Below are 16,514 nucleotides of genomic sequence, written 5' to 3' on the forward strand. Positions count from 1 at the left end.
AAGCTCCCCGTGATTAAACATCGTTTTACGGGCCAGGCCCATAAAAACAAAAGGCGCGAAATTGTATGCCAATTTCGCGCCCTATGCAACGATTAAATCGCTGCTTTTTTGATCGCCGGCTTACGCCTTCTCAACCTGACCGAAGTCCAGTTCTACCGGCGTCGCACGACCGAAGATAGAAACAGAAACTTTCAGGCGGGACTTCTCATAGTCCACTTCTTCAACGACGCCGTTAAAGTCAGCGAACGGACCATCGTTGACACGAACCATTTCGCCCGGCTCAAACAGCGTTTTCGGACGCGGCTTATCGCCAACCTGCTGCAGGCGGTTCATGATGGCATCGACTTCTTTGTCGCTGATCGGCGCCGGACGGTCGGAAGTACCGCCGATGAAGCCCATCACACGCGGTACGCTGCGCACCAGGTGCCAGCTCGCGTCGTTCATGACCATTTGAACCAGAACGTAGCCTGGGAAGAATTTACGTTCGCTTTTGCGACGCTGGCCGCCACGGATTTCAACCACTTCTTCGGTTGGAACCATGACTTCGCCAAACAACTCTTCCATGTTGTGTAATTTGATATGTTCACGCAGCGAAGTAGCTACGCGACCTTCAAAACCGGAAAACGCCTGAACGACGTACCAGCGCTTTTTAGGAGCTTCAGACATCTCAGAACCTCAGGCCAGTGATAAAGGAGACCAGGCGAACCAGAATACCATCCAGTCCCCACAGGATCAGTGACATTACTGCAGTCACGGCAGCAACAATCAGCGTAGTATGCAGCGTTTCCTGGCGAGTCGGCCAAATCACTTTACGCACTTCAGTTCGCGCTTCGCGAGCAAAAGCAACGGTCGCCTTACCTTTCGTCGTCAACAGCGCGACGCCACCGGCAGCAGCAATAAGAATAACCACGGCCAGCGCACGCACCGCCAGCATAATGTCGCGATAAAGGAAGTTGCCCACGATCGCCACGATCAGCAGCACGGCAACGATAATCCACTTCATCGTTTCCAGGCCGCGCCCGCTCCCTTGAGCTTCGGTATTCGCACTCATAAACCAACCTGTCAGAAGTATTCTACAAACAATTTCACCCCGCGGGGGCGAGGCGATCCAAACCGAAATTAAGTTTCGGATTATACACTGAACGCGTTCAAACTGCTTCAACGCTGGCGGTTCTGGCGCCTCTTCCCTGCTATTGCAAAGGAGAACGCTGACTTGCCGTCGCGCTACCGCTCGAATGGTTTGGTGTATAAACGCCCTCTTCAGAGCCTGTCTCAGCAATGATTATGACAAAAAAAATCACTGATGAGCCAGGTTCTGGTATGAAAGCGTGCAAAAAGGGCATCAAATGATGCCCTTTTATTGCGCATTGCGTCAAATGTTATCAGCGATTAGCCGAGAACTTTAGCAACCACGCCCGCGCCAACGGTACGACCGCCTTCACGGATTGCGAAACGCAGACCATCGTCCATCGCGATCGGGTGGATCAGGGTAACAACCATTTTGATGTTGTCGCCCGGCATAACCATCTCTACGCCTTCCGGCAGTTCGATGGTGCCAGTCACGTCAGTAGTACGGAAGTAGAACTGCGGACGGTAGCCTTTGAAGAACGGAGTATGACGGCCGCCTTCGTCTTTGGACAGGATGTACACTTCAGATTCGAACTTGGTGTGCGGCTTGATGCTGCCCGGCTTAGCCAGTACCTGACCACGTTCGATTTCTTCACGTTTGATACCACGCAGCAGAACACCAACGTTCTCACCAGCACGGCCTTCGTCCAGCAGTTTGCGGAACATTTCAACGCCAGTACAGGTGGTCTTCGCGGTTTCTTTGATACCAACGATTTCAACTTCTTCACCGACTTTGATGATACCGCGCTCTACACGACCGGTAACAACGGTACCACGACCGGAGATAGAGAATACGTCTTCGATCGGCAGCAGGAACGGCTTGTCAATCGCACGCTCTGGTTCCGGGATATAGGTATCCAGGTGGCCAGCCAGTTCGATGATTTTCGCTTCCCACTCTGCGTCGCCTTCCAGCGCTTTCAGAGCAGAACCACGAACGATCGGGGTGTCGTCGCCCGGGAAATCGTACTGAGACAGCAGTTCACGAACTTCCATCTCAACCAGTTCCAGCAGCTCTTCGTCATCAACCATGTCGCATTTGTTCAGGAACACGATGATGTACGGAACGCCTACCTGACGACCCAGCAGGATGTGCTCACGAGTCTGCGGCATCGGGCCGTCAGTCGCAGCAACAACCAGGATCGCGCCGTCCATCTGCGCAGCACCGGTGATCATGTTTTTAACATAGTCGGCGTGGCCCGGGCAGTCTACGTGCGCGTAGTGGCGAGTCGGGGTGTCATATTCAACGTGAGAGGTGTTGATGGTGATACCACGAGCTTTTTCTTCCGGTGCGTTATCGATCTGGTCGAATGCACGAGCAGAACCACCGTAGGTTTTAGCCAGAACGGTAGTGATGGCAGCGGTCAGCGTTGTTTTACCATGGTCAACGTGGCCGATAGTACCGACGTTAACGTGCGGTTTTGTACGTTCAAACTTTTCTTTAGACATCGATTGTCCCTCTAAGACACGGATAAATCGGTGATATCACCACATCAACCAGGCAACATGCCCGACTTGTTGAATGAAAATAACAGAAGAGAAACAGGGAAGGAGAGAAAAGAAGTGGTGCTGATACCCAGAGTCGAACTGGGGACCTCACCCTTACCAAGGGTGCGCTCTACCAACTGAGCCATATCAGCACGTCTGGAGCGGGCAGCGGGAATCGAACCCGCATCATCAGCTTGGAAGGCTGAGGTAATAGCCATTATACGATGCCCGCATCCTGAAACTCGGCTACCCAGTTCTTTCTGTAATACTAAAGAGACTGCTCTCTTTAGTATTGAGCTGATTAGTTTACCCAACCAACTCCGGCTACGCAAAGCGTCGCCAGAAAGTGGTGGTGGGGGAAGGATTCGAACCTTCGAAGTCGATGACGGCAGATTTACAGTCTGCTCCCTTTGGCCGCTCGGGAACCCCACCCAAATTGTTATGGTGCCGACTACCGGAATCGAACTGGTGACCTACTGATTACAAGTCAGTTGCTCTACCTACTGAGCTAAGTCGGCATCAAGTAGCGCGCATTCTAGGGAGAGGAGCGAGTTCATGCAACTAAAAATTTGCATAAAACGTTCTCTTGCTCACATTTTGTGCTCTTACACGAAAAAACGGTGTAATTTCAAACAGGGCAGTGCAAATATTCGCCAGCAATCCAGCTCATCAGGAGCGGTTCCAGTCACCCGCTGATGCCCAGGATGTATGCGGACGACTGACAGAAAGGTAACGGGCCGTTAGCACTATCCTGCTGGTTTACTACGAATAAGAAACTTATTCCTCTCTTGTGATGCTGGCGCGAGAAAGCAGCATTCAATGAGTTTTTTTCTTATTATTCCCGGCAATCTGGTGTTACCCTCCTGCCCATTGTCCTGATTAACTCGTGTGAAGCATCGCCGTTTCAACGTATACGGCGATGGTAAGAACATGCTTATGAGCCAAAAAGAGCAGACGTTAATGACACCGTACCTACAATTTAACCGCCACCAATGGGCTGCACTTCGTGATTCTGTCCCGATGACGTTAACCGAGGATGAAATCACGCGGTTAAAAGGCATCAACGAAGATCTCTCTCTGGAAGAGGTTGCCGAGATCTATTTGCCGCTGTCGCGTTTGCTCAACTTCTATATCAGTTCTAACCTGCGTCGTCAGGCTGTTCTCGAACAATTTCTTGGCACCAACGGTCAACGCATTCCCTATATCATCAGCATCGCTGGCAGCGTTGCGGTGGGGAAAAGCACCACCGCGCGTGTACTGCAGGCCTTGCTTAGCCGTTGGCCGGAGCACCGCCATGTTGAACTCATCACTACTGACGGTTTTTTGCACCCTAACTCAGTATTGAAAGAACGCGGATTAATGAAGAAGAAAGGCTTCCCGCAGTCCTATGATATGCATCGACTGGTGAAGTTTGTCTCCGATCTTAAATCAGGTGTACCGCAGGCAACCGCGCCGGTTTATTCCCATCTGATTTATGATGTTATTCCCGACGGCGATAAAACCGTCGCGCAGCCGGATATTTTAATTCTTGAGGGACTCAACGTTCTGCAAAGTGGAATGGATTATCCGCACGATCCTCATCATGTATTTGTATCCGATTTTGTCGATTTTTCTATTTATGTCGATGCACCGGAAGAATTACTGAAAAGCTGGTATATCAACCGTTTTCTCAAATTCCGAGAAGGGGCGTTTACCGATCCTGACTCCTACTTCCACAATTACGCTAAGCTGTCGAAGGAAGAGGCGGTGGATATTGCCACCTCGCTATGGAACGAGATTAACTTAATGAATCTTAAAGAAAACATCCTTCCAACCCGCGAACGTGCCAGCCTGATCATGACCAAAAGCGCCAATCATTCTGTGAATCAAGTACGCTTACGTAAATAAAGCAAAGGGAGCCGAAGCTCCCTTTTTTATTCTGCGCTGCGCAATGATATTTCACCGCCAACCCAGGCTTTTATCACCCCATCCTGTTCCAGCAATAGTGCGCCTTGCGCATCAATGCCACGGGAAATTCCATAGATTTCTTTATCACCGATAATGAGTTTTACCGGGCGATGAATAAAGTTATCCAGTTTCTCCCAGCGCGGCAGATAGGGCGCTAACCCTTCCTGCTCGAACAGTTCCAGGCCCAGACGTAGCTCTTTAATCAGGCGCGCGGCGAGGAGGTTGCGGTCGATGACAACCCCCGCCTCCTGAAGGCTTATCCACCCCTGATTGACCACGTCAGACTCCACGCGACGCATCACAAGATTGATACCCGCGCCACTAACGATTTGTGCAGCATCACCCGTTTTCCCGGTCAGTTCCACGAGGATCCCTGACAGTTTACGATCTTGCAGGTAAATATCGTTTGGCCATTTCACACGAACCTGATCGGCCCCGAGCTGCTGCAGAACTTCAGCGATCACGATACCAATCACCAGGCTGAGTCCAATAGCCGCCGCCGGCCCCTGCTCCAGGCGCCAGTACATCGAGAGATAAAGATTGGCGCCAAAGGGCGAGAACCATTTTCTACCTCGCCGTCCTCGCCCTGCCTGCTGATATTCAGCCACACAGGCATCCCCGGATGTCAGCTCATCAAGCCTGTCCAGTAAATACTGGTTAGTGGAGTCAATCACGGGGAGAACCGTCACTCGGCCATGTTCAATCTGTTGGGAAATCTTTTTCTCATCCAACAGATGAATGGGCTCCGGCAGGCTGTAACCCTTGCCTGGCACTGTAAACACATCGACGCCCCAGTCGCGTAAGGTCTGGATATGCTTATTAATCGCCGCCCGGCTCATACCTAACTGCTCACCAAGCTGTTCACCTGAGTGGAACTCGCCATCAGCCAGGATAGAAATCAACGTTAAGGGAATAGTATGGTCTTTCACGCAATGCTCTCCTCTGCGTTGACTTCACCATGCGTTCCAATGAAGCGCACCTCGGGCTGAAGCCATACATCGAATTTCTTACCCACCTGCTGGCGAACGTAATGGGCTAGTTTTACCACGTCCTCGCTGGTCGCTCGATCTTCATTAATGAGTACCAGGGCCTGTTGTCGATGGACGGCCGCGCCGCCAATGCGTTGCCCTTTGAGCTGACATTGATCGATTAACCAGCCCGCGGCCAGCTTGACGGTGCCGTTTGCCTGCGGATAATGCGGCGCCTGGGGGAATTGCGCCAGCAGCGCTTCAGCAACCTGAGCGCTGACGATCGGATTCTTAAAGAAACTTCCGGCATTGCCGTTAATCCTGGGATCCGGCAACTTAGTCATTCGCATATGACAAACGGAATCGAATACCTGCTGCGGGGTGACGGTCTGTGGATCAAGACGCGTTAAATCACCGTAACTCAGTACAGGCTGCCATGCTTTCGCTAACGTTAAACCAATCGCGACGATGGCGTAGCGATCCTGGTATTCATGTTTAAAGATACTGTCACGGTAGCCGAAACGGCATTCCGCCGCTGAAAGACGCTGCTTACGACCCGTTTCCAGCTCAATGCAGTCCACATAGTTGCAAACCCGCTGGAGCTCGACACCGTAGGCGCCAATATTCTGGATCGGCGAAGATCCTGCGCAGCCAGGGATCAATGCCAAATTTTCCAGACCTGGCATCGCATGCTGTAGCGTGAACTGCACCAATTGATGCCAGTTTTCGCCGGCGCCGACGTGCAAGCACCAGGCTTCCGGCGTTTCGCTCACCTCGATCCCCATAATTCGGTTGAGGATCACCGTACCGGCATAGTCGTTCAGAAACAGGACATTACTACCTTCCCCAAGGATCAGCGTGGGTTCGCCTGCCGCGACAGCAGTTTGCCAGGCGCTTAATAACTGCTGCTCAGTTTCGGCGCGTACAATCGTCCTGGCGGAGCGCTCAATGCCAAAGGTATTCCAGGGTTTGAGGGAGTGGTTCATAGTGGCTTCCTGATGCAAAATCGGCGTTAGTTTACCGTATCTGGCGGGGGAAGGCTTGCCTGATTGCAGGGGCAGTGACATTGGGGGCGTTACCGGTAATGATGCGGTGTACCGGTCCGGGCTACAGGTCGTGCAGGGCGGGTGCGAATCCGTAGCCCCGGTAAGCGCAGCGCCACCGGGGAGACATACCGGCACGGTTGCCGGACCACTGAAACGCAAAAAGCCCATCCGGCAGGATGGGCTCTTCACTTGTTTGATGCCTGGCAGTTTATGGCGGGCGTCCTGCCCGCCACCCTCCGGGCCGTTGCTGCGCAACGTTCAAATCCGCTCCCGGCGGATTTGTCCTGCTCCGGAGAGCGCTCACCGACAGACAACAGACAAAACAAAAAGCTCAGTCTTTCGACTGAGCTTTCTGCTTTATTTGATGCCTGGCAGTTCCCTACTCTCACATGGGGAGACCCCACACTACCATCGGCGCTACGGCGTTTCACTTCTGAGTTCGGCATGGGGTCAGGTGGGACCACCGCGCTATCGCCGCCAGGCAAATTCTGTTTTCAACACGTCTTAACGACGCATCGAGTAATCTGTATCAGAGCTGAAAATTCTCTCAATTCCGCCAAAACAGCTTCGGCGTTGTAAGGTTAAGCCTCACGGTTCATTAGTACCGGTTAGCTCAACGCATCGCTGCGCTTACACACCCGGCCTATCAACGTCATCGTCTTTAACGTTCCTTCAGGAGACTTAAAGTCTCAGGGAGAACTCATCTCGGGGCAAGTTTCGTGCTTAGATGCTTTCAGCACTTATCTCTTCCGCATTTAGCTACCGGGCAGTGCCATTGGCATGACAACCCGAACACCAGTGATGCGTCCACTCCGGTCCTCTCGTACTAGGAGCAGCCCCCCTCAATTCTCCAGCGCCCACGGCAGATAGGGACCGAACTGTCTCACGACGTTCTAAACCCAGCTCGCGTACCACTTTAAATGGCGAACAGCCATACCCTTGGGACCTACTTCAGCCCCAGGATGTGATGAGCCGACATCGAGGTGCCAAACACCGCCGTCGATATGAACTCTTGGGCGGTATCAGCCTGTTATCCCCGGAGTACCTTTTATCCGTTGAGCGATGGCCCTTCCATTCAGAACCACCGGATCACTATGACCTGCTTTCGCACCTGCTCGCGCCGTCACGCTCGCAGTCAAGCTAGCTTATGCCATTGCACTAACCTCCTGATGTCCGACCAGGATTAGCTAACCTTCGTGCTCCTCCGTTACTCTTTGGGAGGAGACCGCCCCAGTCAAACTACCCACCAGACACTGTCCGCAACCCCGATAAGGGGCCTACGTTAGAACATCAAACATTAAAGGGTGGTATTTCAAGGTTGGCTCCACGCAGACTGGCGTCCACGCTTCAAAGCCTCCCACCTATCCTACACATCAAGGCTCAATGTTCAGTGTCAAGCTATAGTAAAGGTTCACGGGGTCTTTCCGTCTTGCCGCGGGTACACTGCATCTTCACAGCGAGTTCAATTTCACTGAGTCTCGGGTGGAGACAGCCTGGCCATCATTACGCCATTCGTGCAGGTCGGAACTTACCCGACAAGGAATTTCGCTACCTTAGGACCGTTATAGTTACGGCCGCCGTTTACCGGGGCTTCGATCAAGAGCTTCTCCTTACGGATAACCCCATCAATTAACCTTCCGGCACCGGGCAGGCGTCACACCGTATACGTCCACTTTCGTGTTTGCACAGTGCTGTGTTTTTAATAAACAGTTGCAGCCAGCTGGTATCTTCGACTGGTCTCAGCTCCATCCGCAGGGACTTCACCTACACACCAGCGTGCCTTCTCCCGAAGTTACGGCACCATTTTGCCTAGTTCCTTCACCCGAGTTCTCTCAAGCGCCTTGGTATTCTCTACCTGACCACCTGTGTCGGTTTGGGGTACGATTCAATGTTACCTGATGCTTAGAGGCTTTTCCTGGAAGCAGGGCATTTGTTACTTCAGCACCGTAGTGCCTCGTCATCACACCTCAGCGTTAAAAGGTACCGGATTTACCTGGAACCTCCGCCTACATGCTTAAACCGGGACAACCGTCGCCCGGCTAACATAGCCTTCTCCGTCCCCCCTTCGCAGTAACACCAAGTACAGGAATATTAACCTGTTTCCCATCGACTACGCCTTTCGGCCTCGCCTTAGGGGTCGACTCACCCTGCCCCGATTAACGTTGGACAGGAACCCTTGGTCTTCCGGCGAGCGGGCTTTTCACCCGCTTTATCGTTACTTATGTCAGCATTCGCACTTCTGATACCTCCAGCAGCCCTCACAGGCCACCTTCGCAGGCTTACAGAACGCTCCCCTACCCAACAACACATAGTGTCGCTGCCGCAGCTTCGGTGCATGGTTTAGCCCCGTTACATCTTCCGCGCAGGCCGACTCGACCAGTGAGCTATTACGCTTTCTTTAAATGATGGCTGCTTCTAAGCCAACATCCTGGCTGTCTGTGCCTTCCCACATCGTTTCCCACTTAACCATGACTTTGGGACCTTAGCTGGCGGTCTGGGTTGTTTCCCTCTTCACGACGGACGTTAGCACCCGCCGTGTGTCTCCCGTGATAACATTCTTCGGTATTCGTAGTTTGCATCGGGTTGGTAAGTCGGGATGACCCCCTAGCCGAAACAGTGCTCTACCCCCGAAGATGAGTTCACGAGGCGCTACCTAAATAGCTTTCGGGGAGAACCAGCTATCTCCCGGTTTGATTGGCCTTTCACCCCCAGCCACAAGTCATCCGCTAATTTTTCAACATTAGTCGGTTCGGTCCTCCAGTTAGTGTTACCCAACCTTCAACCTGCCCATGGCTAGATCACCGGGTTTCGGGTCTATACCCTGCAACTTAACGCCCAGTTAAGACTCGGTTTCCCTGCGGCTCCCCTATACGGTTAACCTTGCTACAGAATATAAGTCGCTGACCCATTATACAAAAGGTACGCAGTCACACCATAAAGGTGCTCCCACTGCTTGTACGTACACGGTTTCAGGTTCTTTTTCACTCCCCTCGCCGGGGTTCTTTTCGCCTTTCCCTCACGGTACTGGTTCACTATCGGTCAGTCAGGAGTATTTAGCCTTGGAGGATGGTCCCCCCATATTCAGACAGGATACCACGTGTCCCGCCCTACTCTTCGAGTTCACAACCTGTGCATTTTGGTGTACGGGACTATCACCCTGTACCGTCGGACTTTCCAGACCGTTCCACTAACACACAAGCTGATTCAGACTCTGGGCTGCTCCCCGTTCGCTCGCCGCTACTGGGGGAATCTCGGTTGATTTCTTTTCCTCGGGGTACTTAGATGTTTCAGTTCCCCCGGTTCGCCTCGTTAACCTATGTATTCAGTTAACGATAGTGTGACGAATCACACTGGGTTTCCCCATTCGGACATCGCCGGTTATAACGGTTCATATCACCTTACCGACGCTTTTCGCAGATTAGCACGTCCTTCATCGCCTCTGACTGCCAGGGCATCCACCGTGTACGCTTAGTCGCTTAACCTCACAACCCGAAGATGTTTCACTTCTGATTGCGAAAATTTGAGAGACTCGAACACACATTAGCTGTGTGTCGTTTCAATTTTCAGCTTGATCCAGATTTTTAAAGAGCAAAACTTCGCAGTGCACCTTTTCAGGTTCACTCTGAAGTTTTCTTGTGTTTGCAGTAAAGATGGTGGAGCTATGCGGGATCGAACCGCAGACCTCCTGCGTGCAAAGCAGGCGCTCTCCCAGCTGAGCTATAGCCCCATCGTTTGCAACCTCTTCAAATTTGCTTCGCAAATTTGGTAGGCCTGAGTGGACTTGAACCACCGACCTCACCCTTATCAGGGGTGCGCTCTAACCACCTGAGCTACAAGCCTGTAGAGGTTTTTACTGCTGTTTTTCATCAGACAATCTGTGTGGACACTACAAAGGCAGGTTCTTTAAGGTAAGGAGGTGATCCAACCGCAGGTTCCCCTACGGTTACCTTGTTACGACTTCACCCCAGTCATGAATCACAAAGTGGTAAGCGCCCTCCCGAAGGTTAAGCTACCTACTTCTTTTGCAACCCACTCCCATGGTGTGACGGGCGGTGTGTACAAGGCCCGGGAACGTATTCACCGTAGCATTCTGATCTACGATTACTAGCGATTCCGACTTCATGGAGTCGAGTTGCAGACTCCAATCCGGACTACGACATACTTTATGAGGTCCGCTTGCTCTCGCGAGGTCGCTTCTCTTTGTATATGCCATTGTAGCACGTGTGTAGCCCTGGTCGTAAGGGCCATGATGACTTGACGTCATCCCCACCTTCCTCCAGTTTATCACTGGCAGTCTCCTTTGAGTTCCCGGCCTAACCGCTGGCAACAAAGGATAAGGGTTGCGCTCGTTGCGGGACTTAACCCAACATTTCACAACACGAGCTGACGACAGCCATGCAGCACCTGTCTCACAGTTCCCGAAGGCACCAATCCATCTCTGGAAAGTTCTGTGGATGTCAAGACCAGGTAAGGTTCTTCGCGTTGCATCGAATTAAACCACATGCTCCACCGCTTGTGCGGGCCCCCGTCAATTCATTTGAGTTTTAACCTTGCGGCCGTACTCCCCAGGCGGTCGATTTAACGCGTTAGCTCCGGAAGCCACGCCTCAAGGGCACAACCTCCAAATCGACATCGTTTACAGCGTGGACTACCAGGGTATCTAATCCTGTTTGCTCCCCACGCTTTCGCACCTGAGCGTCAGTCTTTGTCCAGGGGGCCGCCTTCGCCACCGGTATTCCTCCAGATCTCTACGCATTTCACCGCTACACCTGGAATTCTACCCCCCTCTACAAGACTCTAGCCTGCCAGTTTCGAATGCAGTTCCCAGGTTGAGCCCGGGGATTTCACATCCGACTTGACAGACCGCCTGCGTGCGCTTTACGCCCAGTAATTCCGATTAACGCTTGCACCCTCCGTATTACCGCGGCTGCTGGCACGGAGTTAGCCGGTGCTTCTTCTGCGGGTAACGTCAATCGATGAGGTTATTAACCTCACCGCCTTCCTCCCCGCTGAAAGTGCTTTACAACCCGAAGGCCTTCTTCACACACGCGGCATGGCTGCATCAGGCTTGCGCCCATTGTGCAATATTCCCCACTGCTGCCTCCCGTAGGAGTCTGGACCGTGTCTCAGTTCCAGTGTGGCTGGTCATCCTCTCAGACCAGCTAGGGATCGTCGCCTAGGTGAGCCGTTACCCCACCTACCAGCTAATCCCATCTGGGCACATCTGATGGCATGAGGCCCGAAGGTCCCCCACTTTGGTCTTGCGACGTTATGCGGTATTAGCTACCGTTTCCAGTAGTTATCCCCCTCCATCAGGCAGTTTCCCAGACATTACTCACCCGTCCGCCGCTCGTCACCCGAGAGCAAGCTCTCTGTGCTACCGCTCGACTTGCATGTGTTAGGCCTGCCGCCAGCGTTCAATCTGAGCCATGATCAAACTCTTCAATTTAAGTTTGATGCTCGTGAATTAAACTTCGTAATGAATTACGTATGTTCACTCAGAGACTTGGTATTCATTTATTGTCCGAAGACATTAAGAATCCATGTCACTTTGAGTGCCCACACAGATTGTCTGATAAATTGTTAAAGAGCAGTGCCGCTTCGTTTTTCACTGCGGCGCGGGGTGTGCATATTACGCCTTCCCGCTTCAGAGTCAAGCATTTATTTTTGCTTTTCTCTGCGAGGTTCTCACCGGAACCCCGCTGACCCGGCGGCTTGCTTGCCGTTGTTCCGTGTCAGTGGAGGCGCATTATAGGGAGTAATTCTGAGGTGACAAGGGGAAATTCAAAAAAACTTTTCGTTCGCTCGATTTTCCATCACAACGCGAGTTTTACGCGCTATTTGCGCGCCATTTGTGCGATTTCCCGAGCAAACCGGGATACCTGTTGCCAGTCGGTATAGACCACTTCTTTGCGGGTATCCGTTTCCCCCCCGGTCATTTTCATAATCAGGCGGATCATAAACCGATCGTACCAGCTGTAGCGCGGGTAGCGCAGCGCGCCGGCAAATACCGCGCAGCTCTGCGGCTGCCACGGCGAGTTCAGCAGAAACTTACGCGTATAGCTGTTGGTCTGCGGCGTGCGCTTCTCGGGTTTACGCGCCACCAGGTTAACAGAGAAGAATGCTCCCGGCAGCGCCTGCAATGATGCCAGATGCTTTTTCACAAAGCGGTCCACCGCCGGATGAAAGTGCCCGTAGCGAATCGACGCGCCGATGACCACCCGATCGTAGTGATGCCATTCGACGACATCGGTACGGTTCAGGTTCAAGGTGTCCGCGTCGATGCCCAGCTCTTTCAGCTCGGAGGCCAGAAACGAAGCGATTTCACGGGTCTGCCCGTCGCGGGTGGAGAAGAGTATTAAAGTTTTCACGAGCACTCCTGTTATTCGCGCCAGAAAGTGGGAGTAAAGAGCACCAGTAAGGTGAACACTTCCAGACGACCAAACAGCATATTAGCAATCAGGATCCATTTCGCGACCGGGTTCATAGTGGCAAAGTTGTCCGCGACAACGCCAAGCCCAGGCCCGAGGTTGTTCAACGTCGCCACCACGGAGGCGAAGGCAGAGAAATCATCCACCCCGGTGGCGATAATAGCCAACATACTAATGATAAAGACCAGCGCATAGGCGGAGAAGAACCCCCACACGGCTTCAAGAATACGTTCCGGCAAGGCGCGGTTACCTAACTTGATGCTATAAACCGCATTCGGGTGTACCAGACGCTTAAGCTCACGGTTGCCCTGCTTAAACAGCAACAGGATACGGATCACCTTTAAGCCACCGCCCGTGGAACCGGCACAGCCGCCGATAAATGCGGAGCAGAGCAGCAACACCGGCAGGAATAGCGGCCAGCGCGCAATGCTATCGGTAGTGAATCCCGCGGTGGTCGCCATCGACACCACCTGGAAAAATGCCTGATTCAGCGTCGTCAGCACCGACCCATACACGTTATGAAGCCATAGCACCAGCGTACAGATGATGACCAGCGTCAACTGGACGCCAATGAACATGCGAAATTCTGGGTCGCGCCAGTACACCTTCAGGCTGCGTCCGCTCAATAACGAAAAATGCAGACCGTAGTTACAGCCAGAGATCAGCAAAAAGATCGCGATGATAGAGTTAATCATCGGGCTATTGAAATAGCCGACGCTGGCATCGTGAGTCGAGAAACCGCCGATGGCGATAGTGGCAAAGCTGTGCCCAATCGCATCGAACGCCGGCATACCGGCAAACCAGAGCGCCAATGCGCAGGCTATCGTCAATAACACATAGATTAGCCACAGCGTCTTCGCCGTCTCGGCGATACGCGGGCGCATCTTGTTGTCTTTCAACGGACCGGGCATTTCCGCGCGGTAGAGCTGCATCCCCCCTACGCCGAGGATAGGCAGAATCGCCACCGCCAGCACAATGATCCCCATGCCGCCGAACCATTGCAGCATCTGCCGGTAAAAGAGGATTGCATGAGGTAATGAGTCCAAACCCACCAGGGTGGTCGCTCCGGTCGTCGTCAGGCCGGAAAATGACTCGAAGAAGGCATCGGTCACCGTCAGGTTCGGCTGCTCGGCGAAAATAAAGGGCAAGGCCCCCACGCTCCCCAGCACGGTCCAGAACAGCACCACAATCAGAAACCCTTCGCGGGATTTCAGTTCGCCTTTTTGTTTACGATTCGGCCACCACAGCATGGAGCCAATCGCCAGCGCAACAAAAAAGGTTTGCGTGAAGGCCCGCCCCGCGCCATCGCGATATATCAGGGCCACTAATCCCGGAACGATCATCGTCCCCGAAAATAAGATGACCAACAGTCCAACGATTCGGGTTATGGCGCGAAAATGCATCTCTGGCGCTTCCTTTGATAGGCAAAAAAACAGAGGGGATTATTCGTCAATCTTCAGTAATTGCAATGAACCGCGACTAAAATCAGCCAGTTTTGCTGAAAAAGCCGCCACTTCGGCCCGGGGAAGCGCCACGCGCAGCCGAACCGACGCCAGATATTCGCTTTCGACTACCTTCCCGGAGAATTGGGCGAGCAGCGCTTCGATACCGGCCAGTTGCCCATACTCACATTGCAAAGTATATGCTGTTAACGGTGTCTTGCGCTGCGTCGTCAGCTGCGCCAGCGCCTGATGAACACCGCCGCCATAGGCTTTCACCAGGCCGCCAGTGCCCAGCAGGATACCACCGTAGTAGCGCACGACGACAGCGGTTATCTCACCCACGCCGCACCCCATCAGTTGCGCCAGCATCGGTTTACCCGCCGTCCCCGCCGGTTCGCCATCGTCAGAAAACCCCAGCTGTTGCGAATCATCAGGCGGCCCGGCGACCCACGCCACGCAGTGGTGGCGGGCATCAGGGTGATCCGCTCTGACGGACTCGACAAACGCTTTTGCCGCCGCCACGCCGTCGGTATGCGCCAACAGCGTGATAAAACGGCTTTTTTTAATCTCCTCAACGACGGTAACCGGCGCCGCCGGGATTAACCAGCTTTCCATTACGCCAGCTTCAGATCGCGCGTCATATTTTCAATGCTGTTTTCGTGAACCACCACGTTATCTTCGATACGGATCCCGCCAAACGGCTTCATGGCGTCAATTTTCTGCCAGTTGAAGTGCTTGCTGAACGGGCCTTCACGCCACGGCGCCAGTAACGACTCGATGAAGTAGATGCCGGGTTCAATAGTCAGCACCATGCGCGGCTCGATAATACGGGTGCAGCGCAGATACGGGTATTTCGACGGCGCCGCCAGATGCGTACCGGTGTCATCCTGCATAAAGCCAGCGACATCATGCACCTGCAGACCCAGCGGATGGCCAATCCCGTGCGGCATAAACGGCCCGGTCAGGTCATTCTCCACCATCGCCTCTTCGCTTATGTCGGTAACCAACTGGTGTTTACGCAGTAGCTTTGCGATGCGCTGATGGAACTGGATATGGTAATCAACATAACGAGTCCCGGCCTTCATGGTGCTAATCAGCGCCAGCTGCTCGTCATTAACGTCTTTGATCAGATGGGCAAAGTCGTTGTCGCCGTGCGCCGCCCAGGTTCGCGTCAGATCCGCGGCATAGCCGTTATATTCTGCGCCAGCGTCGAGCAGGAAGCTGCGCATCTCCGCCGGGGCGCGATGATCCAGTTTGGTGTAGTGCAGGACGGAGGCATGCTCATTCAGCGCGACAATGTTGCTGTAAGGCACGTCGGTATCGCGGTGACCAGTGGCGGTGAGATAGGCCTGGTTGATATCGAATTCGCTCATCCCGGACTGGAAAGCTTCATAGGCCGCGCGATGACCATTGACCGCCGATTTCTGCGCTTCACGCATACAGGCCAGCTCGTAATCCGTTTTGTAAGCCCGATAGTAGTGCAGGTAATCGATAACCCCTTTCGGGTTGATCTTATCCGCAGCGATACCCAGCCCCAGCGCGCGCTCCGGTACCGGCCCAATATAACCGATATTACCGCGAGCGGCAGGTAGCTGGCTGCCGATGCCATCGGCCTTCGGCAGAGCAATGACGTCAACTTCTTCGGTCCAGAATGCGGTCGGTAGCGGCTCGACGTTGTGCCAGTAATCGACCGGCAGATAGAACCACAGCTTCGGTTTGTTAACGCCATCCACCAGCAGCCAGCAGTTAGGCACCTGCGTCACTGGCACCCAGGCTTTGAACTGCGGATTGACCTTGAACGGGTACGGGTGGTCGTCAAGGAAGACGTTAACCAGCTCACCGGAGTGAATCAGCAGCGCATCCATCTGAAAACGGGCCAGCACGTCGCGGGTACGTTCTTGTAGGGTAACAATATGATTTTTATAGAGCGCGGACAGGGATTCCATCTTTCATCCTTTGCTTTTATGGGATCGTGATACTCCGCATCTTAGCACATCACCCTGCGTGCGGGTGATTTCCGCCGGATGTGATCCGACCAGCAATTATTTAAAGAGTAATTTGCAATTC

At 53.3% G+C, this 16,514-nt stretch carries 10 protein-coding genes, 6 tRNA genes and 3 rRNA genes; 1 reads left to right on the forward strand and 18 read right to left on the reverse strand.

Annotation, left to right across the window (positions count from 1 at the left end; genetic code table 11):
* Positions 1–120 precede the first annotated feature (120 nt).
* The 7 genes from nusG to SP68_RS24565 all read right to left on the reverse strand — a co-directional run bounded on the left by nusG (position 121) and on the right by SP68_RS24565 (position 3,131).
* Complete coding sequence (gene nusG, locus SP68_RS24535) at positions 121–666, reverse strand: transcription termination/antitermination protein NusG (protein ID WP_007665882.1); 546 nt, start codon at positions 664–666, stop codon at positions 121–123.
* 1 nt (position 667) lies between these two features.
* Entirely contained in the window at positions 668–1,051 is a 384-nt protein-coding gene (gene secE / locus SP68_RS24540) for a preprotein translocase subunit SecE (protein ID WP_040970812.1), read from the reverse strand.
* Positions 1,052–1,389: 338 nt separating this feature from the next.
* Positions 1,390–2,574 (reverse strand): elongation factor Tu, encoded by a 1,185-nt coding sequence (tuf, locus tag SP68_RS24545; RefSeq protein WP_012543214.1) that lies wholly within the window; start codon positions 2,572–2,574, stop codon positions 1,390–1,392.
* 115 nt (positions 2,575–2,689) lie between these two features.
* Positions 2,690–2,765: transfer RNA gene (locus SP68_RS24550), tRNA-Thr, on the reverse strand.
* A 5-nt stretch (positions 2,766–2,770) separates the two neighbouring features.
* Positions 2,771–2,845, reverse strand: a tRNA-Gly gene (locus tag SP68_RS24555).
* A 115-nt stretch (positions 2,846–2,960) separates the two neighbouring features.
* Positions 2,961–3,045, reverse strand: a tRNA-Tyr gene (locus SP68_RS24560).
* 10 nt (positions 3,046–3,055) lie between these two features.
* Positions 3,056–3,131: transfer RNA gene (locus SP68_RS24565), tRNA-Thr, on the reverse strand.
* A 418-nt stretch (positions 3,132–3,549) separates the two neighbouring features.
* Here SP68_RS24565 and coaA point away from each other — a divergent pair.
* On the forward strand, positions 3,550–4,500 hold the full coding sequence (coaA, locus tag SP68_RS24570; RefSeq protein WP_012543215.1) for a type I pantothenate kinase: 951 nt from the start codon (positions 3,550–3,552) through the stop codon (positions 4,498–4,500).
* 26 nt (positions 4,501–4,526) lie between these two features.
* On the opposite strand, the gene birA is transcribed toward coaA, so the two are convergent.
* From birA to pepQ, 11 genes are all read right to left on the reverse strand, one after another.
* Positions 4,527–5,489, reverse strand: a complete 963-nt coding sequence (gene birA, locus SP68_RS24575) for a bifunctional biotin--[acetyl-CoA-carboxylase] ligase/biotin operon repressor BirA (protein WP_008808010.1) — start codon at positions 5,487–5,489, stop codon at positions 4,527–4,529.
* Positions 5,486–6,514 (reverse strand): UDP-N-acetylmuramate dehydrogenase, encoded by a 1,029-nt coding sequence (gene murB / locus SP68_RS24580; RefSeq protein ID WP_012969181.1) that lies wholly within the window; start codon positions 6,512–6,514, stop codon positions 5,486–5,488. The genes birA and murB overlap by 4 nt, the downstream gene beginning before the upstream one ends.
* Positions 6,515–6,940: 426 nt before the next feature.
* Positions 6,941–7,056: ribosomal RNA gene (gene rrf, locus SP68_RS24585) — 5S ribosomal RNA — on the reverse strand.
* A gap of 95 nt (positions 7,057–7,151) precedes the next feature.
* Positions 7,152–10,056: ribosomal RNA gene (locus SP68_RS24590) — 23S ribosomal RNA — on the reverse strand.
* Between the two features lie 169 nt (positions 10,057–10,225).
* A tRNA-Ala gene (locus tag SP68_RS24595) sits at positions 10,226–10,301 on the reverse strand.
* 36 nt (positions 10,302–10,337) lie between these two features.
* Positions 10,338–10,414 (reverse strand) — tRNA-Ile (locus SP68_RS24600).
* 69 nt (positions 10,415–10,483) lie between these two features.
* Positions 10,484–12,023 (reverse strand): 16S ribosomal RNA (locus SP68_RS24605).
* The 16S, 23S and 5S rRNA genes sit together here with 2 tRNA genes alongside, the layout of an rRNA operon.
* Before the next feature lie 388 nt (positions 12,024–12,411).
* The gene (gene hemG, locus SP68_RS24615) at positions 12,412–12,945 is read right to left on the reverse strand and encodes a menaquinone-dependent protoporphyrinogen IX dehydrogenase (protein ID WP_012543216.1); all 534 of its coding nucleotides are present in this window, start codon (positions 12,943–12,945) and stop codon (positions 12,412–12,414) included.
* An 11-nt stretch (positions 12,946–12,956) separates the two neighbouring features.
* Positions 12,957–14,408, reverse strand: coding sequence for a Trk system potassium transporter TrkH (gene trkH, locus SP68_RS24620; RefSeq protein ID WP_008807923.1), 1,452 nt, complete (start codon positions 14,406–14,408; stop codon positions 12,957–12,959).
* A gap of 39 nt (positions 14,409–14,447) precedes the next feature.
* Complete coding sequence (locus tag SP68_RS24625) at positions 14,448–15,062, reverse strand: IMPACT family protein (protein ID WP_008807924.1); 615 nt, start codon at positions 15,060–15,062, stop codon at positions 14,448–14,450.
* Complete coding sequence (gene pepQ / locus SP68_RS24630) at positions 15,062–16,393, reverse strand: Xaa-Pro dipeptidase (RefSeq protein WP_012969182.1); 1,332 nt, start codon at positions 16,391–16,393, stop codon at positions 15,062–15,064. The genes SP68_RS24625 and pepQ overlap by 1 nt, the downstream gene beginning before the upstream one ends.
* Between the last annotated feature and the right edge of the window lie 121 nt (positions 16,394–16,514).

The sequence above is a fragment of the Klebsiella variicola genome, assembly GCF_000828055.2.
Classification (GTDB): domain Bacteria; phylum Pseudomonadota; class Gammaproteobacteria; order Enterobacterales; family Enterobacteriaceae; genus Klebsiella; species Klebsiella variicola.